The organism is Moorena sp. SIO4A1 (assembly GCF_010672065.1).
In the GTDB taxonomy this organism is placed as follows: domain Bacteria; phylum Cyanobacteriota; class Cyanobacteriia; order Cyanobacteriales; family Coleofasciculaceae; genus Moorena.
Map to the genome: position 1 here is coordinate 1 of NZ_JAAHHX010000047.1, position 25097 is coordinate 25097.

The window sequence follows — 25097 nt, forward strand, 5'->3', positions numbered from 1 at the left end:
TTGCCATCTCCATCAGAGTCAAAAAGTTTGGCAATCTTGGGGTCTTTTAGTTGTTCCAAATTATTGATTTTGTATTGTTCAGCAGTTTTTTTATCTATCTGATAGCTTTGCAAACCATCAGCAATAATTACCCCCACCTTTTCTAATTTTTGGTCACCACCGTTTTCTAAAAAGAATTTGGTGTGTAGTTTTTCCCAATGAACACTGTAGAAATCCACGTCTCCATTGCTGACAGAAATGTGTGCCAGGGGAATACTAAGTTGTTTTATTGCTGCAGGTTTATAACCAACTTTTTCCAATCCAATATTGATGATTTCGGAAACAAATAAGGCATAGGTGGAAACGGAGGATGCAGAACGGACCTTTACTCCTTTACCTGCTGTGGATTGACTCCCATTTGGGGTCTGTGCTCCACAGGCGATTAAACTGAAGCATAAAGCTGCTGCTAAAATAGCACAAATAAATTTATTAATTTTCCTGATGGTCATTTCTTTGATTCTATTTGATCAGTTGCTCTGGAGATGTTACAGCTAGATTTTCCATGAAATTCTGGTAAGGCGCAATGCTGACTACGGACCATAGGGTGGAATGGGCATGTTGGTGGCATGGGCATCTTGCCTGTTTCATTTCCGGGCGGGCATCCTGCCCACTCTACTGCTATTGATTCGCGCAGCGGGCAGGATGCCCACTCTACTGCTATTGATTAGACCTCTTGCAAAAGTATTTTTCTGATAGTATTTACGTCAATTCTTGTCCACTGTTCCCAGATCCGCTGTTCCCTGTTCCCGACAACTGCCGCGAAGTCTAATCAAGAAAATCATGCTTTCTCTGCGTGTCTTGCTTTCTGTTCCTGGAGTTTTGCCCACAACGCTTCTCGACCGGGTTTAGGGGGCATTGTTGCAATGCGAGCAAAGTGTTCTCGATTCCGCTCTTCCCAATACTGTCGGTTTTCCTGTTCCTCCTGCAAAATAGTTTCATACTCTGCTTCGACTTGGCTACGATTGTCTTCAATGTATGACAGCGCAGCGCTTACTTGTTCCTTACTTAGGTTAAGAACATCGCCAATAAACTTGGGTGGATACTGAGCCGTGACATAATCCATCACATCGTAGAGGGTGATGCGTGTTCCGGCAATGGTTAATCCCCATTCTGTGCGTATTACTATAGCTGTGTTTCTATTAGAAACTGGAGCCATATCCATCGCTTCCTTAATGTATCTCTATTTTACGGAGTGTTGGGCGGCTGTGGTTACCTTGGTGCTTTACGCCAACCATTTGCGATCGCTTCTGACTCCGTGCAAAACCACCTTTCTCCCTTGGATGGATCGATAACTGTCGATTCATAATCTTCCATGGCTGGAAGATGATACAACTTTTTGCCTGTTGTGACGGAAATATTGCCTTTTATCATACATCTTGGCTTCGTACTCGATGTGATTGGTGAGGGACTCGATGTGATTGGTGAGGGAGAACGACTAGGACTGAACTCGATTGTAAACAGTGCCATAGCAGCTAAAATTACGAGACCAAGAACGGTTTCGAGTAAACTTCTTTTCCTCGGTTTTCTTTTAGTTGGCAAAGGTCGAGGTGCAACACCTTGAATGGAGGCTCTGGCAGCGCGTATTTTGCCATCGGGTTCAGCAACTTGCTCGTATAAAATCCTATCTCCAACCTTTGGGCGACGACTTGCTCCTTTCAAAGCACTGATATGTAAGAAAACGTCTTTACCACCATCATTGGGTTTGATGAAACCAAAGCCTCTATCGTCTTTCCAGGTTATCAGTTTTCCTTGATGTAGAACAGGTTTCATATAACAGTCTCATGATCATGTGCATCATTTTTGAGTTTTCCCAAATGCCACGTGCTTAAAGCATCCCCTCCCAGCCCGTGAACAAACACCACATCGGCACTGGGCAATAAGTCCTGATAGCTTGAGATTTCAATCAAGCCCGTTAAATTACTCAAGGATTAGCCTCCAGTTAATTATATAGCATTAACTAGTAGATGCTTGAAACCCTATTTCGATTTAGTCTAACAAAAAAATAAAGGGAGTCGGGAATCGGGAATCGGGAATCGGGAGTCGGGAGTCGGGAGCAAAAATTATCACAATTTATTACTTTATCGATTTAATATTTCCGTTGCTATCGATAAAAATACTCCAAAAAAACGCGATTGACCATAGGTCACGCTACGCGATCGCTAACTAATCTTTCCTATTTTTACTGTTACCTTTTACCTGTTTTTTGTTTTTTTATTACATAACCGTACATTTTCTTTCAATACCTTATCCGAAAAAACATCTAAAACTTCTTGACAATTGAAATTATAATAGTTATGTTTATTTTTATAAAATAACAACTAATTGTTAACTATGTCCTACAACTTACGCCCTAAACCATAAAACAATCTTGATGAGATTAATCCTAGTAATTCTCATCATTAACATTCCAAAAAAAATACCAGATTAAGCACATTTTGAAAGGCTCCCGCCAGGCAATAAACAACACCATGTATACCCTTTATGCACGGGGTTACGCCCAAATTTACGAGTGGAGCCCCTTCAACCGACTGACATTCCTGGCCAATTCATCACGGTAATGACAAAGTATTTAATGCTGGGTTAAGGGCTTAAATTTTGGGGGGGTTTCCCTCCCTGGCCAAAGGCCAATCACATCGGATCACATCCGGATGGGTTTACAAAGTTGAGACATAAGTAACAATTCCTAGCCGTGGAACATAGTTCTGCGGCTACTTTTTTTGGGGTTAGTAAGTTGAAGGTTAGTAAGTTGAAGGTTAGTAAGTTGAAGGTTAGTAAGTTGAAGGTTAGTAAGTTGAAGGTTATTTGCTTGAAGGTTAGTAAGTTGAAGGTTATTTGCTTGAAGGTTAGATGGTTGTTCGCCTTTGGCGTTCGAGTAGGGTAGGTTTAAGGTTATGATGTTGTAGGTTATTAACAGGCTCAGCTGATCAACACAAGACCTCTTGAGGTGATCAACAAGTGTTCTATTGTGATTAATCCTTGGTGGGCAGTGCCTAGCAACCCGATGGCAAGCACATCAATCTGTCTGTTGCACTGCCCACCCTACATCTACTTAATAAAATTCTCCCCATCTCCCCTACTCCCTACTCCCCATCTCCCCATCTCCCCATCTCCCCACACTTCCCCTATTCCCTATTCCCTGTTCCCTGTTCCCTGTTCCCGATTCCCTACTCCCTGTTCCCTGTTCCCTACTCCCTACTCCCTCCGATAACAACTTTCAAAAATGAGAAAATACATCACTACTTTATTGCTGTTGCTAACATTATCCTTTGCCTTTGCTCCTCCCGCTGTTGCTTTCTCCTACTGCCGCACTAAGAATAACAACCGGATTTGTATCCTTAGCATCAAGCGGAGTGCTAAGTATCTATGGGAATATCGAGCATCAGTTAGTGTCAATGGCGTTGCTACTCCTATAGAAATATATAATTGTCGCAATCGTATTAGAGTTAAGAAAGACAGAACTGTTGTACTATTTCAACACAATGGTCCAGGGGAACTTATCTGTAGTATTTTGAAAAAATAGTTATAGGAAAGGGAACAGGGAACAGGGAATAGGGAATAGGGAACAGGAAACAGTGATAATAGCTGACTATTTCAGAACTGAAATTGATTGTTATAGTAGTCGAAGGAAAGGTTAAGATATCTTTCGACTCCCTACTCCCTACTCCCTACTCCCTACTCCCTACTCCCTACTCCCTACTCCCTACTCCCTACTCCCTACTCCCTACTCCCTACTCCCTACTCCCTTAGCTAATCAAAATTGCAATTTATATCTAACTTGTACCTCATTAAACACGTAGTCGTAACTCAATTCAACTGAGGAAGTTTCGCCCAAATCATAAACGGCATCGAAGGTTGGGTAAACCTGTAAATCAGCTAAACCGATGGATCTCCCGACATTACTGACTTTTTCTTCAACAGTAAATAAAATATCTTTGATAATTGGTCGAAGAACATACTGAGTAATCACTAACTCAGCTATTTCTCGTTCGTTGCTGTTAGCGATAGTTTCAAATTGGGTAACAAAACTGTTACCGAGCAGAGCGATAATTCCACTTTCACTCCGGGGAGGAGTACTGGTTAAGGTTACAATGGGAGAAAATAGAAACGCTTTGTCTTCACTATTAGCTATAGCTTCGCCATAAACACATTCAGCAAGCTGTTGGAATTGTTGCCGAGACAAGATGGTTGTTTTTGAACCAAGTTTATCTAGTCCACTATCTTGTCCACTAGTAACAATTTGTTGATCAGCACAATAATCTTTCTCTCCTCCTAGGGCAAGGATTTGACTAGTTTGACCTTTGATGGCGAGGGTTATCTTCACTTGGTCGGGTCGAGAAGAACGCAAGACATTTTCAAGGATTTCGTTATCAATCCGTCTTTGACGTAAGGCACCAGAAGGCTCAAACGCTATGGTGTTAAACTTAAGATCTAAATTGGGATTGAGTAATCCCTGTTCTGGTACAAATACAATGGTGTTATTGTACCGCCTGTCTGCAACAAATTCGGTTTCTAATACATCAACTTCCCCACGTCCTAGCTTAATTGTTCCCAATCCTTTTAAGTTTTGGAGATTGCCATTGATAGGACCGTTGAGGGTTAAATCACCAGCTAGTCGAAAATCATATAGGGGAAACTGTTGGACTCTTAACTCATTTACCAAATTTACCTGAAAGTTATTTAACCTAGGCACAAACAGATTATTGATTCTACTACGTACTAATGAGGGAGTCTGATTAGACCTATTCTTAACAGTTTTTTCGTCACTTGTTTTGGTTTTGGTTTCCTGTATTTTGGGGATAAAAGCTTGCCCATTGTCTAAGTTAATGTTTCCTCCAATAACTGGACGCAATGCTGAACCAGTAATCACGACATTACCGGCTACTCCCCCTTCATATAGCCCTGCTAACTTTAGGTTATCTTTAGGAATTTTCAGGGTTAGGGGATTGGAGTAATTTGTTGTATTCGACGCTATCCTATTTGACACTATCGGCAATTTTCCAGACAGGGAGAATCCAATCCCTGCTAGGTCACCTTCGAGAGTTTTTTGACCTTCTTTATCTGGATAGTTTACTACTTCCAAGCGTTGCTGATCTAACTTAACCTTGCCTACAACATTGAGGGTGAAGTCATCTTCTAGGAGCTTAGTTTTGATAGTGCCATTCTGGATATTAACCTCAGATGTTCCTGATAAGTCTTTAATTTTGATACTATCTGCTAACTGCAAACGTCCACTAACATCCAGTTCTATATCAGCGCTTCTATCCTCTCCATTCACCCATTCCACTTGTTCTTGAGTCACTACACTCAGGAGTGCCATAGCTGGAGTGGCCAGCTTGAGGTTGATATCGATGCGATCGCTATTGGGTTTGGGGGGAAAGGGGACGTTACCAGACAGTTGTAAATAATCTGGTTTATTGGTATCAAAGTCAAGACGAGAATCAACATAGTCGAAAGTCACCTCAATATCATCTAGAGAGGTATCATTGACAGTGCCATCTACAACAGCGACTTGGCCATTGGTAACTTCGGGATTGGTGAGACTACCCCCCAGCTCGCCTTTGGCATTTAAGTTACCTGCAATCTCAAAGGGAATAGTAACAAAATTGCTTGCTAAGTTGCTAACTGTCTCTAGAGATAAATTCTGGAGGAGGAAGTCTCCTGAGTTGGTTTCTTGGGCAAGCTTTCCTTGAAATGCTAAGACTGTTTCGCCCAATTCCATTCGGGCTGGCTGCACAGTAATTAGACCTTGGTCGTAACTTCCTTTAGCAACCAATTGGTTGATCACAATAACTTGATTGGGGGAATTAGCATACCACTGCCAGTTGTTGCCCTCGACATTAAAATTGACTTTAGGATTAGTCAAGATACCAGCAACAGCAATTTCCCCAGTATACTTACCTCGAATATCAAAATTAGTGAGGAGTGTATTAGGATCGAATTGGTTAGCGACAGCGTCGTCTTGGGCATTAATTTTAGCAAACCGTTGTAGGAGAGTAGCTAGGGAGCCTGCTGGTATAGTAGGGAATGGTCGTAATTGGTCAGCTTTGCCAGATTTATTGTTACCAATGTTATCACTAGAGGAATTAGTAGTAGAGGAATTAGTAGTTTGGAATCTTTGGACGATGTCGATAATATCAACACGTTTGACAATAGTCAGGATGTCTTCAATATAGGCTTCTGGAATAGTAAGCTTGCCGTTTATTTCTTGAGACTTGAGATTAAATCGACCATTTTTGAATAAATATCGACTGTTACCCAAGATTAAAGCAGCTGATGCGATCTGGGCAATGTCATCTTGATAGGAGAAGTTAGCACTAACTTGTTTAGCGTTGATTTCTCCTACAGCAAGTTGCTTAATGTCGATAGTATTACGACCAGAAGTTTCTAGGGTGAAAAGATTCAGGTTTGCTTGCCCTGTTACGTCACCTTCTAATCTACCGGGAATACCGTAGCTTAAACCAGGAGTGAGATTAAGGATAGCTAGGGATAAATTCTTGATCTGAGCCCTTAAGTTATCTCCCCGGCGTACTCCTGTGATCAGAATCGGGAATTTTGACCCTTTTCCCTGTTGGAGTGTAAAGGATGCGGGCAGGTAGGGAGCAAGACAGTCTTCTCTAGTACAGGGTTGGAGGCGAGTTGCGATCGCATCTTTCTTTCCTCGTAAATCTATGGCTAATTCTTGTCCTGGCGCAACGGTTACTGGCCCAGCTAACACTGGCTCAAAGGTTAAGTCGTTAACCTTCAAATTCGATAGCTGTAGATTCCCGGTCAGATTGACATTTCCGGGTAGAAAGGGGGCTGAGAGTAAATTTTTTCCTTGGATGCGACCGTTCAAGTCAGCTTGACCGTTGACCTGAATTTGATACCCTGGGGAAATTTGCTCCAAAGGTAACCGACTCAATAGCAGGTTATAGGGTAATCTACTGAGATCAGAATCAACCTCTAGGTTTAGATCAGTGCCCATCTCCCATGGCATCTGACTAGGATTAGTTTTGGTGAGATGGGACAGTAGGATTACTCCTTTAGCATTAAATGAGTGTTTTGGCAACTGTAGCGATAAAGTATTTGCTTTGATGGTAGCAATAGCACCAGGATTGAGCAAGGGATTGAGGTTTCCGGATAAATTCAGTTGACTGTTCAGCGGTCCTAGCTCTAGTTTTTGGTTACCCAGCTGCGGTAATAACTGACTAACCAGTAAGGAGGAATCAAGATTAGTAGTATTGATGGCAGCTTGCCATAGACCGTTGCTGAGGGTGCTATTTAGGTTAAGTTTGCCTTGGGCTATTACTCCGTTAAGGTCTGCTTGTAGGTCAGTCTGATTCAGTAGAGTTGGGGGGTCTAGGGTGTTAAGTCGGCTCTTTAACTTAACTTTCCCCCCGATTTGGGTGTCGATAGAGCTTGGAAAGTTAGCCAACGCCATTTGGGATGCGATTTCCCCTACATCCAGGCTGTTTGCGATCGCATCCGCAGTCAGCACCCCAGAGCTTAACTGACCGATAGCATTAACGTCACCACCACCTACACCTAGGTTTCCATCAAAGCTAGCCTGAATTGGCTTGAGTAGGTCGAGGTTAAATGATGAGCCGAAAGCCAGTAGAGACTCTAAAGAACTAGAAAGCTTAGCGTTACCTGACTTGAGAGCTATCGGTAGAGTTAGATTAGGAATACTATTACTCAAGTTAATTTGACCAGCTAATGCATTAACATCTAGATTTCCTGAATTTAACTGGCCTTTCGCCTTAACTTGACCATCAGCCACCCCTAAGTTTCCCTGAAAATTGGCCTTAATAGTATTGAGGCTGTTGAAGTCCTGATTCAAGCCAGAAGCGAGCAGAGATGCCAGGCTTCCGGAAAGATTAAGCTGACCTGACTGTAGCGCTACTGGTATGGTCAAATTAGGAACTAAGGGATTGAGCTTAATTTGACCAGCTAATGCATTGACATCTAGATTTCCTGAATTTAACTGGCCTTTGGCATTAACTTGACCATCAGCCACCCCTAAGTTTCCCTGAAAATTGGCCTTAATAGTATTGAGGCTGTTGAAGTCCTGATTCAAGACAGAGGCTAGCAGAGATGCCAGGGTTACGGAAAGATTAAGTTGACCTGACTGTAACGCTACTGGTATGGTCAACTTGGGAACTAAGGGATTGAGCTTAATTTGACCAGCTAATGCATTAACATCCAGATTCCCTGAATTTAACTGACCTGTCGCATTCACCTTACCCCCACCCACCCCGAGCAACCCATTAAAATTGCCATCGATAGTATTCATCAGGCTATTGAGGTTGGGAGTTGAGCTAGAGGAGAGCAGAGACTCCAGGGAACCAGAAAGGTTGATTTTGCCAGAATCTAAACCAATCGGTAAACCCAACTTGGGCACTACCTTATTCAGTTGAATTTTAGAGGCTCTGGCCTCCAATTCCACCATGCCTCGATTTACCTGACCTGTAGCCTTAACCTTACCCCCTTCTACCCCCACCTGCATATCTCCGGTTGCCTCAATAGATTTAGGAGAAAAGGATTTGAGACTACCAGAGAGGTTGATTTTTCCTTGGGTCAACTGTCCCGACAGGGGTAAGAAGGGGTCTAGAGGCACAGCGTTAGCCACTACAGTAGCTTCCCACTTACTGGTTTTAAGGTTTCCTGTACCCGTAGCAGTGATTGTCCCTTTACCGACCTTGACCTGGGTGTTACGCAGCAAAATATTCTGATTGAGCAACAGGAGTTCTCCAGCACCAGAAACCCCGATATCCTTTGAAGATGAAGTGGATAGGGCTGGTGCTTCCCAAATTAGACTCCCTTGGGGGTTTTGAGTGTTTCCTCTAATGGTAGCTTGGGCGTTAAGCTTGCCCAGGGTAATCTGAGATGGCAGCTTATAGGGAGATGCAATCGCATCCACCGGAAGGGCAGCGATAAAATCGAACGCTAGGGGCATTCCCTGAGGTTTAGTTTCCCCTTGCTGGTCACTAGCCAGTCTTACTTGACCACGCCCAGTAATTTTCCCACCGGCCTCAGGTCTTACTAAGAAATCCGTCAAGACCACTTGGGAAAAATTCCCAGCGAAGTCAGCCTGAATCTGAGCCAACTTAACCTTGTCGATAGTGGTCACTTTAGTATTCCTTAGTTTGCCAGTGACCTCTGGCATGTCAATCGGACCGGTAATCGATAAGTCTGCTGCCATTTCCCCATCTACTGGCACTGGGGATTTCACCGGAACAGTTTTCAGCAGTTTCGCCAAGCTAAAGGGCGTGACCTCAACATTCAGGTCAAACCCTTTTTTCCAACCAACTTCACCAGATACCAACGCCTCAAGTGCGCCATAACTCCCCTGAGTTTTTTCCAAGCGCACCAGGTCTCCCTGGAAGCGCAGTCTAGCGCTAGCCTTCACCGGTTCCTTCAACGGGTTGACTTGCACCTGAATCCCTTTAAATTCCGCCTTACCCTTAACATCAGGGATTTCCTTCACCGAAGGCAGGGAAATATTGAGTTTGGCATCTAATTCACCAGATTGGAGATTAGCTGGGATATTGGGAATAACCGCTTTGATTAATGGCATCAGCTCCGCCAATGCCAAGTTTTGGACGTTGACCCTAGCTTGAGTTTGCCCAGTTGTCAGCAATGTGTTTCCCTTCAGTTTGGTCTTACCCTCAGCAATAGCCGTTGTGATGTTATACCTGAGACGCTTATTGTTGTCGGATAACCCAGCAGTAGCATCAAGTCTGACTTTGAATGGATTAGTCTGACCATAGGGTAAGAGGGCAATTTTACCATTCCAAACCCGCACCTTAGCATCAAAATCAATCGGAGGAGAGAAGGAATTATCGAAATTCAAGTCTTTTAAATTAATCCATTCCCCATTCGCCTCTTGTTGGGCATACACATCCACATGTACCAAGTTAATGGTGACAGGCAAAGGGCGTTTTAGAAGCAAAGGCAAGGGATTAAAACCTACTTTGATCTTTTTGATAGCCACATGGTCAGGGTCAGTGGTGGTAGCTGGGATAGAGGATGCTCCCAACTCTAGGCTAGTCAGGTATAGGGCTTTCAGTTGTCCAACCCGTACATCTCGCTGGATAACCTTACTCAGTTCAGTTTCAATCCAGCCAGGTAAGTTTTGGTATAGCCACATCCTGACCCCAAAATATCCCACCAGACCAATGGTCAGGGAGATCATGGCAAAGGTAATAGTAGAGGGGCGTTTTCCCCATTGCAGTACAGTGGCTACAGCACTCCGGCTTTGATTTCCCTTTGGTTCAGGGGGAGGATTTTGGGAAGGCTTGGTCATATCCGAATATCAGGATGATTAGAGGATTTGCTGAAAATTATTCCAGATCAGCTGCAATATATTCCGGAAATTGACTGATACAGGGTAGCTAAAATTTTATAGGAATCTGAAGATAGGGTGATCGGCTAATGGGGAGAATTTATGATGGGTTAATCGGGTTTTTGAGCTGCTAGCCCTGAAACGCTACTATAAATTTAAATACAGAAACGCAAGACCATGCGATCGCGCTTAGTGCCCAGTAGTACCCTTAGGGATTAGGTAAGCTATCAGCTATCAGCTATCAGCTATCAGCTATCAGCTATCAGCTATCAGCTATCAGCTATCAGCTATCAGCTAATGGGTCACAGGCTAGAAGCCTGTGCCACGCTACTAGATCGGTACTTTTGAATAAAATAACCTGACGGCTGACGGCTGACGGCTGACGGGATTAGTTTGACGTACTACTGATGATTGGGTTCCTCGAAGTTCACTCTCGTCGAGTACACAACATCTTAAACTTGGGTAAATCGAATCGGTAGATAGTGTCCGGTCAAACACATCTCAATTTGAAAAAGTTTTTTCTAGGAGGATATGAATGACATCCTATGCAGCCTCTTCTGCTAGAGCAGAAATGAGTGAACTCCGACGACTAAAAACGTTACTACCACCAGAGCTACAAAGCTGGGTGATGGTGGAAGGGTCCACAGAAGTCAATCCCCCCTTGGTTCGTTGTGAAGAACTGGGTTCAGACGAGGTGGAAATTCAAATTGACCTAACTAAATGGGAGCAGCTCGCCCTTGACCAGCGTAACCTCCTGTTTTGGCATGAAGTTGCCCGGATTCAAAATGACACAATTCCTAAAGAAGGCTGGGAAATGGCAGCCCTAGCCATTGGTTTAGGGGGTGCTGTCGGGGAACTGTGGGTACAAGATGGCTTACTGCTGCTGTTGGCCTTAGCCCTATGCGGAGTCTCAGGTTGGCGACTGTATCAAAAAAACAATGGGGAGAAAAACCTCAAATATGCCATCGAAGCTGACGAAAAAGCGATCGCACTTGCCACTCGCTTCGGCTATACCCTACCCAATGCCTACAAGAGTCTAGGCAGTGCCTTGAAAACCTTAATTGAAATTACCCCTAGTCGTCGTCTACGGCGCAGATACGAAGACCGGCTCTCTGCTCTCAAACGCAGTGCTGCTAAAGCCAAAGCCCAAGCCCAAGCCAAGCGAGAAGGCACAACAATGTAGTGTGATGTCTAGGCAAGACTTAACTGTTGGTTGATGGTTGATGGTTGATGGTTGATGGTTAACTGTTGATTGTTAACTGTTGTTTGTTCACCTTCAACCAAATAACCTTCAACCCAAATAACCTACCCAAAGGGAACGCCAAAGGCGAACAACATTTTAGAATTAAGAATTAAGAATTAAGAATTTAGAATTCTACATTCTGCATTCTTCATTCTACATTCTGCATTCTGACAAACAACCTACCCAAAGGGAACCCCAAAGGCGAACAACCTTCAACCAAATAACCTTCAACCAAATAACCTTCAACCAAAGAATTTTCAACCAAATAACCTTCAACCAAATAACCTTTAACCAAATAACCTTTAACCAAATAACCTTTAACCAAATAACCTTCAACAAACCCCTAAAGCTGACCGATCATTTTATGGGTCTGAGGGAGCACCCGTACCTGCTTAAGAAAAAGCTTCATTAAAGCCTGCCAAGCCAGAACCTGCTCCGGAGTAGGAGCAACTATTGGTTGCCCAGACCCCTCCACCGGAGTCACTGGTTGCAGAAATACTGGAATTTCCGGGCTAACCGCTGCTACCAAATCGGCAGATTGTTCCAACTCCGTGGGGTCAGTGTGGCAATCAATAATTAACTTGATAAATACCTCCACTGATGAATTGTGGCACAGCTTGAGAAATTCCTTGTGAGCAGCCCATCTGTTCTCTCCACTCACACTGGGCAACTTGATATCCATACCCACTGAGTCCAAATAGGGCAAAACCATTGCCATCTCTTGAGGACGATGACCGCCAGTTTCTAGGTAAATGGGCAATCCAGTTAACTGTCGTAGCTCAGGCAGAAATTCCACCAGAAAAGGAGTATGAAGTAAAGGTTCACCCCCAGTCAAGCTAATGCTATCGTGCAATCGATGTTTATTTTGTCTGTCAACCCATTTCAGTAGCGATCGCAAGGGGACTGGATTTGGATAAGTTTCAAAATCACGCTTACCGGGAGTATGTTCCACCTGGCATTGAGGAGGGACAGCCCAGGTATGGAAACTGTCACAGAAATGACATCTTAGATCACATAGGGCAAACCGGATAAAGATCTGACGAGTGCCAACATTTAGCCCTTCTCCTTGAATCGCAGAAAAAACTTCGATCAGGCGGGCAGTTGCTTGATTCCCACAGAGCATATTCACATTTTAAAAGATTTCATGATATATGACTAAATTTTTGCAGAATCGTAGGGTTCTAGGACAAAATAATGGTCAATACTATAGGTTAGAATCTAGCGGTTTTTTTTCTATGATGGTTGATTCAGTCAATAGCAACAATTTCCAGGTAGTGTTCTCACAAGATACTCCCGTGGTGGAATTACCCACTCGTGTCAGTGTACTAGAAGCTGTGGAGTTTAAGCAACTATTCCAGCAGCTTCTCCAAAAAATACCTCTGCCTGAAACAATCATATTTGATTTTCACCAGACTAATTTTATCGATAGCAGTGGTATCGGTGCATTAGTGAGTAATCACAAAAGTGCCCTAGAGCAAGGGGTTAAAACGTTGCTTAAAAATGTCACTCCCCAAGTCATGTCTGTATTGGTCATAACAGGACTAGACCAAAGGTTAGCTATAGAACCATCAGAGAATATTACCACACTAAGCACCAACAAATCAGTAAATCACTTACCAACAACCCATCCCTCCGTTAGATCTCCGGTGAAGCGATTAATCGATATTGTGGGTGCAATCTTGGGTTTGGGAATTACTGCTATTTTGTTTATTCCCATTGCCCTTGCGATTAAGCTAGATAGCCCTGGTCCGATTTTTTTTGGTCAAATCCGTTGTGGTTGGATGGGAAAGCGGTTTCGGATCTGGAAATTTCGCTCCATGTGTGCTAACGCTGAACAGCTAAAAGAGAAAGTTAACAATCAAGCTGATGGCAAAGTTTTTAAGAATGAGAATGACCCCAGAATCACCAGAGTGGGCCATTTTTTACGGAAAACCAGCTTGGATGAACTGCCTCAGTTCTGGAATGTTCTGAAAGGGGAGATGAGTTTAGTAGGTACAAGACCACCAACACTCAATGAAGTAGAAATCTATGAAGTGCCGGAGTGGCAACGTTTAAACGTAAAACCGGGTATCACTGGTGAGTGGCAGGTGAATGGACGCTCAAAAATCCGTAGTTTTGAGGATATCATTGAAATGGACTTAAAATACCAACATCACTGGAGCTTAGCCCATGATATCAGACTGATCTTCAAAACTATCCTGGTGGTGGTTCGTAAAGATGGAATGTAGTTTTATGGTTAGATGAGTTTGGACCAATCACCTTCGCCCCTAGTGGCGAAGGTGATGGCAATTGATCAGATGCCAGCCTAGCTTACCTTAGAATCGAAAACTATTTTTTAAGAAACTATCACAATAGACCTCTTGCCAAAGTATTTTTCTGATGCTGTCTTTCTCAATTCTTGTCCGCTGATCCGAAGTTACCTTGTCCGAAGTTCCCGACAACTGCCGCCAAGTGTAATGCCATAGACCGTGTAAACACCAGAATTTTTAAAAGTACCATCAAATTCGATCAATTTAGGCTAATATAGTGGTTCCCACTAGACCGATCTGCATCGACATGATCATCGTAACCTCCGTGTTGCAGAAGAGTCATTGTTGTTTTTATCTTACAAAATAGTGGTGCTTATTAATAAAACCTGGAAACTCAGTCGGTTAATGTGCAATGGCAAACCGCTTCGAGAATCTCGTCTAATGGTCCAAACAGACTTGAGTGAAGTCAAAGATGTATTACAGTGGTTTGAGGAATTCACTTCTGACCTACTGCCTCAGCAATTTTGGCAGCAGTGTCAAATTGCTTTGGTGGAAGGCTTTACTAATGTAGTACGCCATGCTCATCGACATTTACCTAAAACTACAGTAATAGAGCTGGAGCTAAAGTTATTTACTGATGGATTAGAAATGCGGCTTTGGGACTATGGACAGCCTTTTGATTTCCAATCCAAGCTGGAATCCCTCTACCAAGAGGAGTATGACCCTTTAGAAAAAGAAGGAGGTAGAGGGTTGATGTTTATGAATCAGCTGACAGACGAAGTTTCCTACCAACGTCTGTCTGACCAACGTAATTGTCTACTAATGCGTAAATGGTGCTAGATTTCCGCTGCGGCGCGTTCAATTAAGCTACGCGCCAGACTTTGAATGCCAGTGTGTTCGTAATAGTTAGTAGACATATCCAGAAAAGCGGCCAGATAGTCTAACTTGTCATCAGAAAACTCAATAAAACTTTGCAAGTTATTAGCGATTTGTTCTGGGGTCACACCTCGGTCAGTAACGAAATCACTCATCCATCCTTTCACCGATTCAAAGCTTTCACCAATAAAGCTGAGCTTGCTCTGGGAATCATCCCCAGGAATCGCATCCTGGATCCCTTTGAAACTCCCACTGTCTTCCAACTCGTTGGGAGTTAGACGCTCTAGAGTTGACTGTACTCCCATGATAAAGTCAGGACCAAGGGGAATCAGGCCATCAAAACAAACCAGCGCTGCCATACGCATTATAGATGCGCCACCATAGTCACCTAAGGCAGCCACAAAGTCACCAATGCTATCTCCAGGCAGACCATTAATTTGGCAAAAGCCGATCAATTCCCCTACCACTTTGATCGACAGATCAATGGTTTGGGCTTTGTCAGCTTTCGGAGTCAAGCTGTTCAAGAAACCCAACAAGGGAATTTTTTCACCAACCTTGTTCGCTAAAGCTGCTGCCCCCAACGCCGTACCAGTGCTATCAATTGTTTGGTAAATCCACAGCGCTCGTTGGTAGCCCTGGGAGCGGTCATTGAACAGATAGACGGCGCGATCGCCAATTTCCTGAATTACCTCTTCGTCTTCTTCACCAGTGATCCCACGAATGGTATTTTCAAATCCCACTAAATTTTCCCACTCTCCAGGCACAACAAAGTCTAGAGACTTCAGCGCCGAGATGGTCATATTCTTCGTTGGCAGATCATCAACGATTTCATAAATTGGTTTGCTCACACTCAGACTCCTTTACAATCTGATACCTTCGAGTCATTAGTCTTTGGTTATTAGTCCTTGGTTATTAGTCCTGAGTGACCAACACCGAGTCTGATCGTAGCTACTGATGGTAGTTACTGATAACTAATGACTGATGACTAATGACCTACTTACTTGTAATTCTTGTGATTCTTGTGATTGAGGATGGTTATTCCCCATTCACCTTTTTCCTTGTAGCATTTTATTTACTTAAGTCGGGAAAGACCACTCAGGTTAAATTTTGCTAACCAGGCTTTGCGATCGCTAGCAGTAAACGACGGATTTCGGGATTGGATCTTTACCTGGTAGCGCTTACCGACCAAAATAGCGGTTTGAGTTGAACCAATTTCCCGGGCTGGATAACCAGCAATGGTTTGACCACTTTGCTGATATTTGGCAGCAGTGGTAGGAGTGCTGCTGGTATCAGAAATTGAGAGCACTGCCACCTCAGTGCCATTTTTCTTCAACTTGGCTTGAGCAAAGCCTTTTTTCTCCTGGGTATAGACTCGTTGATAACCGCCCCCTGATGGTGGGAAAAACTTGTTGAATTGAGACCCTTGAGTGGCATTCTTGGCAACAGCCTGACCACTTCTAGCCTGGCTGCTGGCCTGTTGTGCCTGGTCAAAACGAGAGGGGGCTTTTTGAGCGCAGGATGTTACCAGCAATAATATGCTGAGTAACATGGTCGCTAAAATTGTCTTTACACGAGACATGGTCATCGTTTTCTCCTTGAATGATGTATGCTGCTTACTTAGCGAGACTATCTAGGGGAAACCTTACCAGAGCTATCTACAGGTGCGACCCGTGGCGAATTTAATTCTTAATGGGGAAAGCGCACCTAACAAAGATTTCCCAAGTGCCCCATGGCTTCGTCAAATACGTGACCATTGACACTCCCCGGCCTGTTCGCGTAGCGTCGGGCAAAGCCCGAAAGGCGCGGGGATTCCTAGATCAACGAGTCACCTTAAACCGTTGTGTTCCAATCTTTGACTCCGCCAAAAATTAGACAATATCTAAACCAAAAACCCGTCAAGACCAAGTTTCTAGTCAGCTCACAACAGACCCAGCGGGCAATTCTCCTTAGGCGTTTGACTACTTAATAGGAAGTGCCTTAAAAAGTCCGTTTCTCTTCCTTTTCGTCGGGTTCCGGTGTGCCCCACCGTACCGTGTTATCTTAAAGCGTGATTTTTGCTGGGTTCACACACCAACGGTTAATTGATGATTGGGTTTTTAAGGAGGACTTTCCCTACCCTCCGAGCATTACTTCTTCTAGGTCGATAAGTTACGGGTCTCTCTCCCGGCTCAGCCTACGGTTTTTCAGCCTGTACTCATGTTTTAATTATACCCTGGCGCTAGATAAGTGTCAACTAAAAGCCGTCCTAGAAGGACGGGGCTTTAAACCCAGAATTTTTGGTAACAATATCCCACTCTCGGCCTAAAACCACTACCTCCTTCTGGTGTTGAGCAACTGGTCACAACATTCTGCCAAGGTGTACTCGCTGCTTTGTAGACGAAGTCCAAAGCTGAAACACCTGCCAAAGCCATCCTAGAAAATTGTAGTCAATACTCTGCAAAATGGGGAATAGGGAATAGGGAATAGGGAGTAGGGAATAGGGAGTAGGGAATAGGGAGTAGGGAATAGGGAGTAGGGAGCAGGGAACAGCGGATCTCGGAATAGTTAAAAAATTATGTGTACCTCATAGCTATGAACAACGCTATACAATTCGACGCAGCTTGGAAAGGAGATTACTTATTTTTTGTAAATCTACTTTGTCGATTGCATAATGAATTTTAATGAACATATTTATATCATGTCGGGATAATTACCCTTAATAAAAATCTCCCCATCTCCCCATCTCCCCATCTCCCCATCTCCCCATCTCCCCATCTCCCCATCTCCCCATTTCCCCATCTCCCCATCTCCCATCTCCCCATCTCCCCACCCTCCCTCTAATTATGGGTATTCAACCTGACTTGATATTACTTCCTTTGCCATCCGTAAAAATTCTGAAATAAAAAAAATTATTTCTTGAAATTAGCGGGATTGCACCCATGAAAAAACAGTGATTTTTTCGATATTAATAGAAGTATTGGTAAATCCAATTATCAGTTAATTTCAAAAACTAGTTATAGCTCGGTAATCAGACGCTAATTACCAATTACTAATTACCAATTACTAATTACCAATTACTAATTACCAAAAGGGAGGATTTATTAGTTGCAGCCATAATCAGAATTGGCATAAAGATTCTTGCTGTAGCTCTTCAAGACGCTTTAGTAATGCACAATAATGATATTTTGGTCAAGGGAGTTTATGTTAAATTTTGTTACAAAAACTGTCATTCAGGCGTAAAATATGGAATTGAAGCCGAATAAATAGTTATAGGGTTAAAATCCCTGATTGGGCATTTTGCACCACCAACCTGACTTGACAATGGTCGTGAGTTCTCAGTGCTAAAGCCAATAAATCATCAATACACAAATTTGGTGAGTCTACACCCGGCTGGCAACATCTACTACAGATTATGCGAATCCTAATATATTCTTACAACTATCATCCAGAGCCAATTGGGATTGCCCCATTGATGACTGAACTAGCAGAAGGGTTGGTCAAAAGAGGCCATGATGTTCGGGTCATTACTGCCATGCCCAACTATCCTCAACGTCAAATTTATGAGGGATATCGAGGGAAATTGTATCTTACCGAACACATCAACGGTGTGATTGTAGATCGCTGTTATGTGCGGATTCGCCCGAAACCCAATTTGATCGACCGATTATTGCTAGAGGCCAGCTTTGTTGCTAGCAGCTTCCTCAAGGCTCTGAGTTCTCCTCGCCCTGATATCATTATTTTAACTAGTCCACCACTGCTAGTTTCCCTACCAGCGGCGGTTTTGGGGTGGATACACCGAACGCCAGTAATTCTAAATCTCCAAGACATTTTGCCAGAAGCTGCTATTAAAGTAGGCTTACTGAGCAACCAAGCTCTAATCCGTGCATTAGAGGTTGTAGAAAGGTTTGCTTACCGCACAGTCACCAAAATCAGTGTTATTGCTGATGGCTTTGCCAATAACCTGCGCAGCAAGGGTGTGCCAAGCTCTAAAATTGTCAAGATTCCCAATTGGGTTGATGTTAATTTCATCCGTCCCTTACCAAAAGAAAACAACTCCTTTCGCACTGCCCATCACCTTAATGGTAAGTTCGTTATACTCTACTCCGGTAATATTGCCCTCACTCAAGGTTTAGAAACTCTGATTAAGGCAGCATCTAGGGTGCGTCACGTTCGAGATATTGTGATTGTGATCGTCGGAGAACAGAAAGCCTTAGGGCGACTAAAGCAGTGCTGTAAGACTTGGGAAGCCAATAATGTTAAGCTGATACCATTTCAACCTCGGGAAAAACTACCGGAAATGCTAGGAGCAGCGGATGTGGGCTTGGTCATACAAAAGCACAATGTAATTTCTTTCAATATGCCCTCCAAAATCCAAGTACTGCTAGCTAGTGGTCGCCCCATCCTAGCTTCTGTTCCTGCTAATGGTACCGCTGCCAGAGCTATCAAAAAAAGCGGCGGTGGCATCGTTGTTCCCCCAGAGGATCCAGAAACTCTAGCAGCAACAATCCTAGAGTTGTATAAGGATCCGGCAAGAGTTACATTACTGGGCAACAGAAGTAGACAACATGCTCTTCAATATTATTCCTTCGATCAAGCTCTCAACCGTTACGAAGAACTCTTTTCTGAGATTAACAATCAGCGGTTAATGGCAGCGGTTCAGAAGTCTTGATCAATCCTTTTTACTGATAAGGGAGCAGGGAGTAGGGAGTAGGGAGTAGGGAGCAGGCAAGAGGAACCCACCCCTAACCCCTCCCAGGAGGGGAAGGCAAGAGGAACCCACCCCTAACCCCTCCCAGGAGGGGAAGGCAAGAGGCAAGAGGGAAAAAATCTTGTTTACCTTATGAGGTAAACAAGTTGTGGATGTTAGGGAATAAGGAATAGCGATGCAGTGCTACTCCCGACTCCCGACTCGGGAGTCGGGGTAACTATGTAGAATGCACCTCATAAGTATGGAAAAGGCTATATCATAGTTATCAATTGCTGGAAATTACGACTACAGATCAATTTCATCTAGCTATCTCCCCATCTCCTCATCTGCCCATCTCCCCACACTTGCTACACTTCCCAGACTTCCCACACTCCCCCCTCTCTTTCCCTATTCCCTGTTCCCTGTTCCCTAACATCCCCCGACGCAGTACCTAACCCAATTGAGAACTGCTATAAAAACTATGACTCGAAATGCGTACGCACTCAATCCAACAATTCCTCCTCTGGAAAACGGTGACAGGCTGACTCAAGCTGAGTTTGAGCGTCGCTATGATGCCATGGCCGTTGAAGGTTGGGTGGTTGAAGGTTGAAGGTTGAAGGTTTAAGGTTTAAGGTTTAAGGTTTAAGGTTTAAGGTTATACCAATTCTTAGCACTCACACGATTAAACATCAATTTCATCTGGCTATCTCCCCATTTCCCCACACTTCCCCTGCTCCCGACTCCCGACTCCCGACTCCCGACTCCCGACTCCCGATTCCCGACTCCCGAGAAAGAGATACAATAAAATAATTTGCTTAAAAAACCATTGCGATGATGTACGATACGATCGTGGTTGGCTCTGGTAATGGAGCCTGTGGGTTTCTGAGCTATTACCTAGAAGCTGGTAATGACAGGTCTATCCGGGAGCGGGTGTTAGTGCTGGAGGAGGGGGATGATTTCTTCACTACTAGCGACATTACCCACCAGAACAACTGGACTAAGTCCTACGCAGAGGAAAAGGTATTCAAGTTGCACAATGCCCTGACCCCCAAGGGAATTCCGATTATATCGGGGCGGGCTTGCACTATGGGTGGTGGCGGCTCGATTAACTATACCATGATGCATGAGTCCTCGGAGTGGCTGGCGACACATATTGGTCAAACGGCAGCCTATTGGGACAGCCTGAAGGCAGAGTTGAATCAGAAGTTTGCTAGACCAAACCCGGTAACCGATCCGTCACCTGTGACTAAACAAGTACTGCAGGCGGCTGAGAAGGTTGGTTTTGTGGTGAGCACAGACGCTATTGACAATATTCCTAATTTGGAGGTCACCGATACCGGCCTGTTGCACCTTTTTCCAACCCAGTTCAACTCATTTGGGCAGCGAACCCACAGCGGAGTATCCATTGTCGATTGGTTTGGCCAGGGCGTGGAGATCAAGACTAGGTGTAGGGTTGAGAGACTTGAGTTTTCTAAGGATCAAGGGCAAAAACCACGGTGCGTGGGGGTGCATGTTAAGTACCTGGACACGGGGATGACGGAGCACTTGTCTCTGGATAGGGATGGTGGAAAGGTGATTATGTGCGCAGGGGGTGCCACGCCACGGCTGCTCTGGTCTCACCGCGAGGAATTGGGAAACGATCAGATCGGGCAGCATGTTAATGACCATATTGTCATGCCCCTGGGTCTCTATGTCGTGGACAAGAGCATTGATGTTACCCCTCGGGATGTGTACATCCCTGTGTTTGGGACAACAGTATGGCAACCAGAACCAGAACAACCGGGACAGGAAACGGTTTGCTGCTTCGATTTCTTTTCCGGTAATTTTGAGAGGCTGTGGTTTATGATTGCCCACCTTTATCTGGCGTTCCTATTACCAAACTCAATCAAGAGGTTCGTGATCAGGTTACCTTGGTTGTTTAATATCATCAAGAACGTGATTAGGGTGTTTCTTCAGGCAGTCAATTTCATCATTAACCTGTTATGGGGACTTTATAACTTACTTCAAAGGAAACGATGGCATGATGACCCAAGCTTGATTACTGCAGCGATTAAGTTTAATGCTGCTAAAGAGGGTTGCTATTCAAGGGACGACTCTCGGATTGAATTAGATTTCTTTGGAGAAGAGGAACAATCCCATTTCAATCAGGATAAAGTGGTAGCTAACAGTGAGATTGCCAAGCACATGGCACTGTTGAACGGTTTGGGAGAACAGCCACATTGGTTAGTTAAGTGGTTTTTGCGACTGGTAACTAAGATGCCTTACCAGGAGAACCAGATTGAGGAGTATGTTGATGTTTACAGTCGTAGGTTTTTACTGTCCGAGCAGCACTTGTCGGGGGGATGCCTATTCGGCAAGGCGATTGATAAAGGACTTGACAATGCAATAGATACTGGGAAAGTATACGGGTCAGCTAATGTCTATGTGGCTGACCTTTCTTCTGTGCCTTTGCCCCGGATTAGCACTCAGATGACAGCTTATCTGGTTGGTTTCCATGTGGCGAAGAGGTTATGTGTGGGGAGGGAATAGGGAGTCGGGAGTCGGGAATCGGGAATCGGGAATCGGGAATCGGGAATGCTGTTAGTCACCCAGGTCATCATTCAGATTGCTTTCTTCATTGCCTTTAAGCAGTGCCCTTAAAGAATTATTGACCGTCGTTGGCACCTTGTCTCTATGAAGGGTCTGGTAAAATTCCAGCAGACGCTCTTTATCGAAGAGGGGAGATAATTTGACTTTGACTTTATGAATCTCATCCCGTCCTAAGTCGCCACCCAGTTCGCCTCCTACTTCGCCTCCAGTTCCTAGTACGTTAATTTTGATATTTCCCTTGGCACCTGCTTTTGCAGTTCGCTTGACACTAACTTGTAGTTCCAGTTCCACAGACTCAACACACAACAAGGGAGCATCTTTTTCCTGACCTGGTGCTACGGAGAGCAGATCGTGTTTAACCTGTTGGATAAATTCAGATAATCCAATGGGGCTGTTATTGTTGTTAGACATTAATGTTGTATTATTATTTAAGCAACAGCTTAACTATAGGCAGGGTTCTGGGTAGTTGTCACTGGCAAGATGCCAGTTTTACAGGGGGAACACAGAAATGTTGGTCACGCTGCTTGATGCCAGTTCTACCCATTTGAAATTGCTGGTCACGCTGCTTGATGCCAGTTCTACCCATTTGAAATTCCGGTCACGCTGCTTGATGCCAGTTCTACAGGAGGGAGAGGGTAAAGGGCAAAAGGGTAAAGGGCAAAAGGGCAAAAGGGTAAAGGGTTACAGAGTCCACGCACACCCACACACCACACGAAAACCAACATTGCCGAGGTTGCGCCAGAGAGCCGGAAGATAGAAGCCGCGAGACCCAGAACGGCAGTTAACAGGGTAGTTGCCCCAGGAACCACCCCGCAACAGCCTTTTTATGCCTTGAGTTTGATTATCGTTATGGTTATCGTCTAGCCACACACTACCATCCGTCGGCGCACCTATATAGTTATCATGCCAATGGTCTGCACACCACTCCCACACATTCCCATGCATATCGTAGAGTCCAAAGTCATTGCCTACCCCAAAACTCCCCACTGGGGTTGTTTCTTGCCGATAAATCCCTGATGGCCCATTACCATAAGACCCTTTCCAACGATCCTGTTGATCATCTGTTCCATCGTAATTAGCATAGTCTGTCGTAATCGTCTCTCCAAAATGAAACGGGGTGGTTGTTCCGGCTCTACAGGCGTACTCCCACTCGGCTTCGCTGGGCAAGCGATAAGGGCGTTTCGTATACTGGGACAGCCGCTCACAAAACTCCACTGCATCATACCACGAGACTTGCTCTACAGGTAGGTATTCCCCTTTAAATTCGGATGGATCGCTTTCAAGTTCTGTTTTGACTTGGGGTAGGGCGGCGACGGCTTGCCATTGGGCTTGGGTAACTGGGTATTTGCCCATAAAGAAGGATTGAACCGTAACTTTATGCTGGGGACTTTCATCATTACTATGCCCCTCTTCTGTTTCTGGGGAACCCATCATGAAAGTGCCATCAGGGATGGCAACCATGTCCAAGGTGATACCATTTCCCAAGTCTTCAGGAAAGTACTGAATTTCTCGCCAATGCTGATTGATAATAAGGTTTGATTGCTGTTCTTCTTGACTTGTTGGTGGCATCACTATGGTTGGGTTTGACTGATGTAGAAATGGCACTGATCCTGTAGAACTGGCATCTTGTGTAGAACTGGCATCAAGCCAGTGATCCAGATGATTAAATGGTAGAACTGGCGCTGATCTCGTAGAACTGGCATCTTGCCAGTGGCCAATGGTAGGTAGAACTGGCATCAAGCCGCGTGACTCAGATGATCAGATGGTAGAACTGGCATCAAGCCGCGTGACAGCTGGGTTGGGTGTGATTAAGTTATCTAAGACAAAACCATTGTAGAACTGGCATCAAGCCGCGTGACCAGGATTATTGTTTGATTGAGATTGACATAGGCTCGAAGGCTATTCCCGCAACAGGCTTCTAGCCAGTTCTACCTACCATTGACCACTGGCAAGATGCCAGTTCTACCTACCATTGACCACTGGCAAGATGCCAGTTCTACCTACCATTGAACACTGGCAAGATGCCAGTTCTACCATTGATTATTTTACAGAAGATTTCTCTACGCTATCCATTTGCCAGAAGAAAGGATATGTTTCAGCCATCTCAGATAAATTAGCCTTTACAGGATTTTGTCGGATATAGTGCCAGGTTTCTAAAAATTCTATTTCATCTCGCATAATGCGATCATATCGCTCATATTGCCAAACAATACCGATATGATTCATTACTTTAGGAACTTGCTTAGAACTATAGCTTTTAATGCTGTGGATGATACTACCTAAGCTCCAATATTCCTGATCGGATTTTAGCAAAGGCTGTATTAACCAATGCACATGATCTGGCATAATCACAACAGCATACGTTTTGTACCTTTGGTTATTGAAGAATAAACAGGAATCTAAAACTACTTGTCTGGCTTCTGGGGTCAACTCTAGCTTTTTAAACGTATTAAAAGTTACAAAGTAAATTGCTCCTGCTGATTCCCAGTGAGGAAGAGTCCTTTGGCTAATTTTAAGATTTTTGAACTTTCTGAAACTGCTATAATTCGTAGAACTGGCATCTGGCCTGTGATAATCGGAACTGGCATCTGGCCAGTCATAATTATTAATCTTGGTAGAACTGGCATCCTGCCAGTCATAATTATTAATCTTGGTAGAACTGGCATCCTGCCAGTCATAATCATTAATCTTGGTTTGAGACCGCCTCGAAGCCTGTGCCCCATAGGATGGAGAGTTAGGGGTAGTCATTAGTTACATTTTTAAAGACATTAATGGGGTATATTTTTTTATTTTAGTGCGTTGAGACAGGCTGAAAGGCTGTTCCACAGTGATCAAAGTAGAACTGGCATCTTGCCAGTGGTGATCAAAGTAGAACTGGCATCTTGCCAGTGGTGATCAAAGTAGAACTGGCATCTTGCCAGTGGTGATCAAAGTAGAACTGGCATCTTGCCAGTGGTGATAGAAGTAGAACTGGCATCTTGCCAGTGGTTGTACAAGTAGAACTGGCATCTTGCCAGTGGTGATAAGAGTAGAACTGGCATCTTGCCAGTGACCAGGATTATTACATCTTGCCAGTGACCAATATGATGGCATATTACCAGTGACCAATAT

At 44.2% G+C, this 25097-nt stretch carries 24 protein-coding genes and 2 pseudogenes; 10 read left to right on the forward strand and 16 right to left on the reverse strand.

The annotated features are described in order from the left end of the window. From F6K53_RS25205 to F6K53_RS25220, 4 genes are all read right to left on the reverse strand, one after another. On the reverse strand, positions 1 to 488 hold a 488-nt coding region (locus F6K53_RS25205), incomplete at its 3' end, for a glycine betaine ABC transporter substrate-binding protein (RefSeq protein ID WP_293082575.1). Between the two features lie 329 nt (positions 489 to 817). Then, complete coding sequence (locus F6K53_RS25210) at positions 818 to 1195, reverse strand: DUF433 domain-containing protein (RefSeq protein WP_293039564.1); 378 nt, start codon at positions 1193 to 1195, stop codon at positions 818 to 820. Between the two features lie 53 nt (positions 1196 to 1248). Next, complete coding sequence (locus tag F6K53_RS25215) at positions 1249 to 1809, reverse strand: cold shock domain-containing protein (RefSeq protein WP_293070107.1); 561 nt, start codon at positions 1807 to 1809, stop codon at positions 1249 to 1251. Then, positions 1806 to 1964 carry a hypothetical protein gene (locus tag F6K53_RS25220; RefSeq protein ID WP_293070109.1) on the reverse strand — a complete coding sequence of 53 codons (159 nt, stop codon included), beginning with the start codon at positions 1962 to 1964 and terminating at the stop codon, positions 1806 to 1808. The genes F6K53_RS25215 and F6K53_RS25220 overlap by 4 nt, the downstream gene beginning before the upstream one ends. Before the next feature lie 451 nt (positions 1965 to 2415). Between F6K53_RS25220 and F6K53_RS25225 the strand changes: the two are divergent. From F6K53_RS25225 to F6K53_RS25240, 4 genes and pseudogenes are all read left to right on the forward strand, one after another. After that, positions 2416 to 2623: pseudogene (locus F6K53_RS25225) on the forward strand (hypothetical protein). Between the two features lie 360 nt (positions 2624 to 2983). Then, on the forward strand, positions 2984 to 3247 hold the full coding sequence (locus tag F6K53_RS25230) for a hypothetical protein (protein ID WP_293039561.1): 264 nt from the start codon (positions 2984 to 2986) through the stop codon (positions 3245 to 3247). Positions 3248 to 3259: 12 nt separating this feature from the next. Next, positions 3260 to 3559, forward strand: a complete 300-nt coding sequence (locus tag F6K53_RS25235) for a hypothetical protein (protein WP_293025898.1) — start codon at positions 3260 to 3262, stop codon at positions 3557 to 3559. Between the two features lie 83 nt (positions 3560 to 3642). Continuing rightward, entirely contained in the window at positions 3643 to 3786 is a 144-nt protein-coding gene (locus tag F6K53_RS25240) for a hypothetical protein (protein ID WP_293070112.1), read from the forward strand. 4 nt (positions 3787 to 3790) lie between these two features. Here F6K53_RS25240 and F6K53_RS25245 read toward each other — a convergent pair whose 3' ends face one another. After that, positions 3791 to 10324, reverse strand: a complete 6534-nt coding sequence (locus F6K53_RS25245; protein ID WP_293070114.1) for a translocation/assembly module TamB domain-containing protein — start codon at positions 10322 to 10324, stop codon at positions 3791 to 3793. A 574-nt stretch (positions 10325 to 10898) separates the two neighbouring features. On the opposite strand from F6K53_RS25245, the gene F6K53_RS25250 reads away from it, so the two are divergent. After that, positions 10899 to 11546, forward strand: a complete 648-nt coding sequence (locus F6K53_RS25250) for a DUF3318 domain-containing protein (RefSeq protein ID WP_293025904.1) — start codon at positions 10899 to 10901, stop codon at positions 11544 to 11546. A gap of 208 nt (positions 11547 to 11754) precedes the next feature. Here the strand turns inward: F6K53_RS25250 and F6K53_RS25255 are convergent, their stop codons facing one another. Then, on the reverse strand, positions 11755 to 11931 hold the full coding sequence (locus F6K53_RS25255) for a hypothetical protein (RefSeq protein WP_293082578.1): 177 nt from the start codon (positions 11929 to 11931) through the stop codon (positions 11755 to 11757). A gap of 18 nt (positions 11932 to 11949) precedes the next feature. Continuing rightward, positions 11950 to 12729, reverse strand: a complete 780-nt coding sequence (locus tag F6K53_RS25260) for a 7-carboxy-7-deazaguanine synthase QueE (RefSeq protein ID WP_293070116.1) — start codon at positions 12727 to 12729, stop codon at positions 11950 to 11952. Positions 12730 to 12844: 115 nt separating this feature from the next. Here F6K53_RS25260 and F6K53_RS25265 point away from each other — a divergent pair, with 115 nt between their 5' ends. Further along, the gene (locus F6K53_RS25265) at positions 12845 to 13834 is read left to right on the forward strand and encodes a sugar transferase (protein WP_293025914.1); all 990 of its coding nucleotides are present in this window, start codon (positions 12845 to 12847) and stop codon (positions 13832 to 13834) included. 390 nt (positions 13835 to 14224) lie between these two features. Further along, the gene (locus F6K53_RS25270; protein WP_364303572.1) at positions 14225 to 14695 is read left to right on the forward strand and encodes an ATP-binding protein; all 471 of its coding nucleotides are present in this window, start codon (positions 14225 to 14227) and stop codon (positions 14693 to 14695) included. On the opposite strand, the gene F6K53_RS25275 is transcribed toward F6K53_RS25270, so the two are convergent. From F6K53_RS25275 to F6K53_RS25285, 3 genes are all read right to left on the reverse strand, one after another. Beyond that, positions 14692 to 15579, reverse strand: a complete 888-nt coding sequence (locus tag F6K53_RS25275) for a hypothetical protein (protein WP_293025908.1) — start codon at positions 15577 to 15579, stop codon at positions 14692 to 14694. The two genes, F6K53_RS25270 and F6K53_RS25275, sit on opposite strands and share 4 nt — an antisense overlap. A gap of 224 nt (positions 15580 to 15803) precedes the next feature. Continuing rightward, on the reverse strand, positions 15804 to 16316 hold the full coding sequence (locus F6K53_RS25280) for a hypothetical protein (protein WP_293025910.1): 513 nt from the start codon (positions 16314 to 16316) through the stop codon (positions 15804 to 15806). 1090 nt (positions 16317 to 17406) lie between these two features. Further along, positions 17407 to 17532 (reverse strand): hypothetical protein, encoded by a 126-nt coding sequence (locus F6K53_RS25285; RefSeq protein WP_293025913.1) that lies wholly within the window; start codon positions 17530 to 17532, stop codon positions 17407 to 17409. 590 nt (positions 17533 to 18122) lie between these two features. Between F6K53_RS25285 and F6K53_RS25290 the strand changes: the two genes are divergently transcribed. Continuing rightward, positions 18123 to 19379 carry a glycosyltransferase family 4 protein gene (locus F6K53_RS25290; protein WP_293039556.1) on the forward strand — a complete coding sequence of 419 codons (1257 nt, stop codon included), beginning with the start codon at positions 18123 to 18125 and terminating at the stop codon, positions 19377 to 19379. Here F6K53_RS25290 and F6K53_RS25295 read toward each other — a convergent pair whose 3' ends face one another. Next, on the reverse strand, positions 19380 to 19526 hold the full coding sequence (locus F6K53_RS25295) for a hypothetical protein (protein ID WP_293070119.1): 147 nt from the start codon (positions 19524 to 19526) through the stop codon (positions 19380 to 19382). It abuts the gene before it with no gap. Between the two features lie 352 nt (positions 19527 to 19878). Here F6K53_RS25295 and F6K53_RS25300 point away from each other — a divergent pair, with 352 nt between their 5' ends. Continuing rightward, positions 19879 to 20007, forward strand: a complete 129-nt coding sequence (locus F6K53_RS25300; protein WP_293070121.1) for a hypothetical protein — start codon at positions 19879 to 19881, stop codon at positions 20005 to 20007. A gap of 221 nt (positions 20008 to 20228) precedes the next feature. Continuing rightward, positions 20229 to 21926: a GMC family oxidoreductase N-terminal domain-containing protein gene (locus F6K53_RS25305; RefSeq protein ID WP_293082580.1), complete on the forward strand. Its 1698-nt coding sequence runs from the start codon at positions 20229 to 20231 to the stop codon at positions 21924 to 21926. On the opposite strand, the gene F6K53_RS25310 is transcribed toward F6K53_RS25305, so the two are convergent. From F6K53_RS25310 to F6K53_RS25330, 5 genes and pseudogenes are all read right to left on the reverse strand, one after another. Continuing rightward, positions 21875 to 21997, reverse strand: a complete 123-nt coding sequence (locus F6K53_RS25310) for a hypothetical protein (RefSeq protein ID WP_293070125.1) — start codon at positions 21995 to 21997, stop codon at positions 21875 to 21877. The genes F6K53_RS25305 and F6K53_RS25310 overlap by 52 nt on opposite strands. Continuing rightward, a complete protein-coding gene (locus tag F6K53_RS25315) occupies positions 21978 to 22397 on the reverse strand; it encodes a trypco2 family protein (RefSeq protein ID WP_293082583.1) in 420 nt (139 codons plus the stop codon). Before F6K53_RS25315 ends, F6K53_RS25310 begins: the two co-directional genes overlap by 20 nt. 270 nt (positions 22398 to 22667) lie before the next feature. Next, positions 22668 to 23477 (reverse strand): annotated as a pseudogene (locus F6K53_RS25320) (formylglycine-generating enzyme family protein); the annotation flags it as partial. Positions 23478 to 24026: 549 nt separating this feature from the next. Beyond that, the gene (locus F6K53_RS25325; RefSeq protein ID WP_293082585.1) at positions 24027 to 24734 is read right to left on the reverse strand and encodes a transposase; all 708 of its coding nucleotides are present in this window, start codon (positions 24732 to 24734) and stop codon (positions 24027 to 24029) included. Between the two features lie 147 nt (positions 24735 to 24881). After that, the gene (locus F6K53_RS25330) at positions 24882 to 25094 is read right to left on the reverse strand and encodes a hypothetical protein (protein ID WP_293082588.1); all 213 of its coding nucleotides are present in this window, start codon (positions 25092 to 25094) and stop codon (positions 24882 to 24884) included. Positions 25095 to 25097 lie beyond the last annotated feature (3 nt).

Excerpts from the sequence above, each read along its gene's own strand:
- F6K53_RS25210 (WP_293039564.1), bottom strand. The coding sequence starts at position 1,195 with ATGGCTCCAGTTTCTAATAGAAACACAGCTATAGTAATACGCACAGAA.
- F6K53_RS25215 (WP_293070107.1), bottom strand. The coding sequence starts at position 1,809 with ATGAAACCTGTTCTACATCAAGGAAAACTGATAACCTGGAAAGACGAT.
- F6K53_RS25235 (WP_293025898.1), top strand. The coding sequence starts at position 3,260 with ATGAGAAAATACATCACTACTTTATTGCTGTTGCTAACATTATCCTTT.
- F6K53_RS25245 (WP_293070114.1), bottom strand. The coding sequence starts at position 10,324 with ATGACCAAGCCTTCCCAAAATCCTCCCCCTGAACCAAAGGGAAATCAA.
- F6K53_RS25250 (WP_293025904.1), top strand. The coding sequence starts at position 10,899 with ATGACATCCTATGCAGCCTCTTCTGCTAGAGCAGAAATGAGTGAACTC.
- F6K53_RS25260 (WP_293070116.1), bottom strand. The coding sequence starts at position 12,729 with ATGCTCTGTGGGAATCAAGCAACTGCCCGCCTGATCGAAGTTTTTTCT.
- F6K53_RS25265 (WP_293025914.1), top strand. The coding sequence starts at position 12,845 with ATGGTTGATTCAGTCAATAGCAACAATTTCCAGGTAGTGTTCTCACAA.
- F6K53_RS25280 (WP_293025910.1), bottom strand. The coding sequence starts at position 16,316 with ATGACCATGTCTCGTGTAAAGACAATTTTAGCGACCATGTTACTCAGC.
- F6K53_RS25285 (WP_293025913.1), bottom strand. The coding sequence starts at position 17,532 with ATGGGGAGATGGGAGATGGGGAGATGGGGAAATGGGGAGATGGGGAGA.
- F6K53_RS25290 (WP_293039556.1), top strand. The coding sequence starts at position 18,123 with ATGCGAATCCTAATATATTCTTACAACTATCATCCAGAGCCAATTGGG.
- F6K53_RS25300 (WP_293070121.1), top strand. The coding sequence starts at position 19,879 with ATGACTCGAAATGCGTACGCACTCAATCCAACAATTCCTCCTCTGGAA.
- F6K53_RS25305 (WP_293082580.1), top strand. The coding sequence starts at position 20,229 with ATGATGTACGATACGATCGTGGTTGGCTCTGGTAATGGAGCCTGTGGG.
- F6K53_RS25310 (WP_293070125.1), bottom strand. The coding sequence starts at position 21,997 with ATGATGACCTGGGTGACTAACAGCATTCCCGATTCCCGATTCCCGATT.
- F6K53_RS25315 (WP_293082583.1), bottom strand. The coding sequence starts at position 22,397 with ATGTCTAACAACAATAACAGCCCCATTGGATTATCTGAATTTATCCAA.
- F6K53_RS25325 (WP_293082585.1), bottom strand. The coding sequence starts at position 24,734 with ATGACTACCCCTAACTCTCCATCCTATGGGGCACAGGCTTCGAGGCGG.